The sequence below is a fragment of the Kitasatospora sp. NPDC093558 genome (genome assembly GCF_040683475.1).
Taxonomy (GTDB): domain Bacteria; phylum Actinomycetota; class Actinomycetes; order Streptomycetales; family Streptomycetaceae; genus Kitasatospora.
Window position 1 is genome coordinate 1 of record NZ_JBFBDY010000611.1, and the last position, 3,726, is coordinate 3,726.

A 3,726-nucleotide genomic window follows, 5' to 3' on the forward strand; every position below is an offset into this window, starting at 1 on the left:
GGCGCGGGGGTACTGGCGGCGGCCGTCGTGGCCACCGTGCTGGTCGTCAACAACCAGAGCGGCGGCGGCAAGAACGAGATGGTGCCGACCGCCAACGAGGTCGCGCTGCAGTCGCCGGGCGACTCCGGCCCCGACCCGTTCACCCAATCGGTGGAAACCACCCCGGTGAGCGCCCCGGCCCCCGCCCCGGTGACCTCCGCCGCGCAGCAGCCCGGCCAGAGCGCCTCGCCGGCCGCCATCCACAGCGTGCAGGGCACGTCCAGCGGGGTCTACGGCGGGACGATGTCCAAGCCGAGCTGCGACACCGAGCGGCTGATCGCGATGGTCTCGACCGGCGACGTCGGCCGGGCCTGGGCGTCGGCCGCCGGCATCGACCAGGGCTCGATCCCGTCCTACCTGCGCTCGCTCACCTCGGCGTACCTGCGCGTCGACACCCGGGTGACCAACCACAACTACAAGAGCGGCGCCGTGACGGAGTACCAGTCCGCGCTCCAGGCCGGCACCGCCGTCCTGGTGGACGCGCAGGGCGTGCCCCGCGTGCGCTGCTCGTGCGGCAACCCGCTGAAGCCGCCGAAGCTGGTCGCCGACGCCAAGTACATCGGGAAGCCGTGGCAGGGCTTCCAGCCGACCACGCTGATCATCGTCGTGCCGGCGCCGCAGCCGGTGACCGAGATCATCCTGGTCAACATCCAGACGGGCGGCTGGTTCGCCCGCCTGACCGGGCGGCTGGAGGTGATCGACCGGCACGTGGAGGAGCCGAAGGGACCGCTCGTGCCGTGGATCCCGCCGCCCGCGGTGTGGAAGCCGGGCACACCGTCGGGGACGGCCTCGACGTCGACCAAGGGGTCCGCGTCGGCGACGACGTCGGGTCCGACCACCCCGGGAGCGACGACGTCCGGGTCCACCACATCCGGGTCCACGACCTCCGGCTCAACCACATCCGGGTCGACCACGTCGGGCTCCACGACCTCGGGTTCGACCACCTCGGGTTCGACCACGTCCGGCTCGACGACCTCAGGCTCCACCACGTCGGGCTCCACGACCTCCGGGTCCACGACCTCGGGCTCGACCACCACGTCGAGCGGGCCGTCGTCCACCTCGGGCTCGCCGTCCGAGACGAAGGCGACGGCGTCCCAGACACCGACGTCGACGGCGTCCACCGCGTCCAAGACACCGACGGCCACCTGCCAGCCGTCCGGCGCGACCGGCACGCTGCCGACCTGCCCGCCCACGACGACCGCCCTCAAGACGACGGCCGCAGGCACCACGTCCGCGGGCACGACGTCCGCAGGCACCACGACGTCGTCGACCACGACCGCCCACACGCCGACGGCGACGTGCGCGACCACCGCCCCGACGACCCTCCCGCCCTGCGCCACGACCTCGGCCGCGACGCCCTGACCGTGCAACTCCCCTGCTCCCACCGGCCGTTCGAGCGGCCGGTGGCAGCGGCACGCCTCAGGGCAGCAGCACCCGGGTGTCGTCCGGCCCGAGCACCCGGCCGTCCGCCGCCCGCACCTCCACCGGCGCGATCGGCACGTCCGACTCCCGCTCGACGAGCCGCGCCCGTGGCTCGTCCGCCTCGAAGAACCACCGGTCGCCCCACTGCCGCAGCGCCGTGACCACCGGGAACAGCGCGCGCCCCTTCTCGGTGAGCAGGTACTCCCGGTACGGGCTGCCGTCGGCGGCCGGCGCGAGCTCGAAGACGCCGTTGGCGACGAGGTTGGCCAGGCGAGCCGACAGGATGTTCTTCGCGAGGCCGAGGTTCTTCTGGAACTGCCCGAAGCGGCGCAGGCCGTCGAACGCGTCGCGGACGATCAGCAGCGTCCAGCCGTCGCCGACGACGTCGAGCGGACGGGCGACCGGACAGACCGACTCCTCGTGCGTGGTGCGCTTCGGCACGTCCGTCACCTCTCCTGCTCGGTCGTTTCCGTCACCCAGGGTATCGGTCACTCAGGGTATCGGTTGCTTATCGAAACCGGTGGGCGTTCGAGGGCAGGCCGTGGGGCGGCGACCGCCGAGTCCGGTCGCCGCCCCACGGAAGCGCCGACGCTCAGTCCACGCAGGGGATCCCGCCCGCCTTGACCGCCGGCCCCTGCATCGGCAGGCCCGCCGCCGGATCGCCGACGTCGCCCGAGGAGGGAGCGGCGGACGGCGTGGCGCTGGGCGTGGCCGCCCGGGCGCTGCCGAGGGTGACCACGACGTGCCCGGCGGGCACGCCCGAGGCCGGCGTCGCGGTGACGCCGTAGCGGGCGGCGATCGCCTGGGCGTCGGCCTTGGCGCCGCTGCCGTACGTCACCGTGCTGTTCTTCGCCTTGCCCGCCGCGTCGCCCACCTTGCCCGCCGGGTAGCCGAGCTCGGTGAGCGCCTTGGACTCGTTGGCCGCCGCGCCCGGCCCGGCGGCCGTCACCGCGAGGACGTCCACGGTCGCCATGACCAAGGCCGGCGCCGTCGACGCCGCCGCCGTCGTGGGCGCGGCGCTCGGGGAGGCGGTGTCCCCGGCGTCGGGCGGGGCCTGGACGGGCGCCGGGTCGCGGCTGAAGAGCTGCCGGGTGATCTTCTTGATCAGGTCCGGGTTGACGGTGTTGACCTCCTGGCCCCCGACCGTCTTGAACCCGGTGATCGGCAGGGTGTTGAACTCGACGTTGCCGCCGGTGAGGTTGGGCGCCTGCTGGGCGAAGTCGAGGATGTTCCACTCGTTGTCGATGACGACGTCCTTCTTCACCACCCCGAACAGCTTCTGCATCTGCCCGAAGTCGTTGAGGATGCCCTGCTGCTTGAGCTTGTACTCGACCGACGAGATGAACGCCTGCTGGCGGTGGGTGCGGTCGAGGTCACCGTTGGTGAGGTGGTGGCGCTGGCGGACGAACGAGAGCGCCTGGGCCGCGTCCAGCGAGCTGATGCCGGCCGGCAGCTTGAGCCCGGTGCCGCCGCCCTCGTGGCTCGCGGTGCGGGCGATGATCGGGTCGTCGACCGGGTGGTTGAGGCAGACCTGGATCGGTTCGACCGCCTTGGCGATGTCGTAGAAGCCGATCAGGTTCACCTCGGCGAAGTGGTCGATCGGGACGTCCAGGAAGCTCTGCACGGTCTGGATGGTTGCCGAGCGGCCCGCCTCGCGGCTCTGCCGCTCCAGCTCCGCCTTGGAGAGCCCCTTGTTGGCGAGCTTCGCCTCGGCGGCCTCCTTGGCGATCCCGTACGCCTCCTTGATCTTGTGCATCTTGCCGTCCGCGCCGACGGTCTGCACGTAGTCGTCGCGCGGGACGGACAGCGCGGTGACCTTGCCGCCATTGGCCGGGATGTGCAGGACGATCAGCGCGTTGGTGTTGTACCCGCCGATCTCGCTGGAGCCGGCGTGGAGTTCGTCCTCGACGAACTGCTTCGGCAGGTCGTTGCCGTCCATGTCCTTGCGACTGTCGAGGCCGATCAGCAGCAGGTTCACCGACTTGTCGAGGTGCGGCGGGGCGTTCTTCTTGGCCTCGCCGAGCGCGCCTGACTTGGTCATGCCGTCGTCGAGGCTGCGGTACTCGTACCACGTGAAACCGCTCGCCCCGAGCACGGCCACCGAGACCGCGCAGGCGATCGTACGGGCCGCGACGGCGAGCGGGGCCGGTCCGCTGCGCGGGGCCCGCCCGCGCGGGGTCCTGCGGTCAGCCACGTCGACTCCTCCGGTTGCCGTCGGGTGTCCCTCCGCCGCCGGCCCGGGCCTCGGGCCGGCGGCCCTCCGGC

At 72.4% G+C, this 3,726-nt stretch carries 3 protein-coding genes; 1 reads left to right on the forward strand and 2 read right to left on the reverse strand.

Going from position 1 to position 3,726, the window contains the following annotated elements:
• Positions 1-1,401: DUF6777 domain-containing protein (locus AB0O00_RS32415; protein WP_363657883.1), on the forward strand; the 1,401-nt coding region annotated here is incomplete at its 5' end.
• A 57-nt stretch (positions 1,402-1,458) separates the two neighbouring features.
• Here the strand turns inward: AB0O00_RS32415 and AB0O00_RS32420 are convergent.
• Positions 1,459-1,902, reverse strand: coding sequence for a helix-turn-helix domain-containing protein (locus AB0O00_RS32420; protein ID WP_363657885.1), 444 nt, complete (start codon positions 1,900-1,902; stop codon positions 1,459-1,461).
• Positions 1,903-2,053: 151 nt separating this feature from the next.
• A complete protein-coding gene (locus AB0O00_RS32425; RefSeq protein ID WP_363657887.1) occupies positions 2,054-3,655 on the reverse strand; it encodes an LCP family protein in 1,602 nt (533 codons plus the stop codon).
• Between the last annotated feature and the right edge of the window lie 71 nt (positions 3,656-3,726).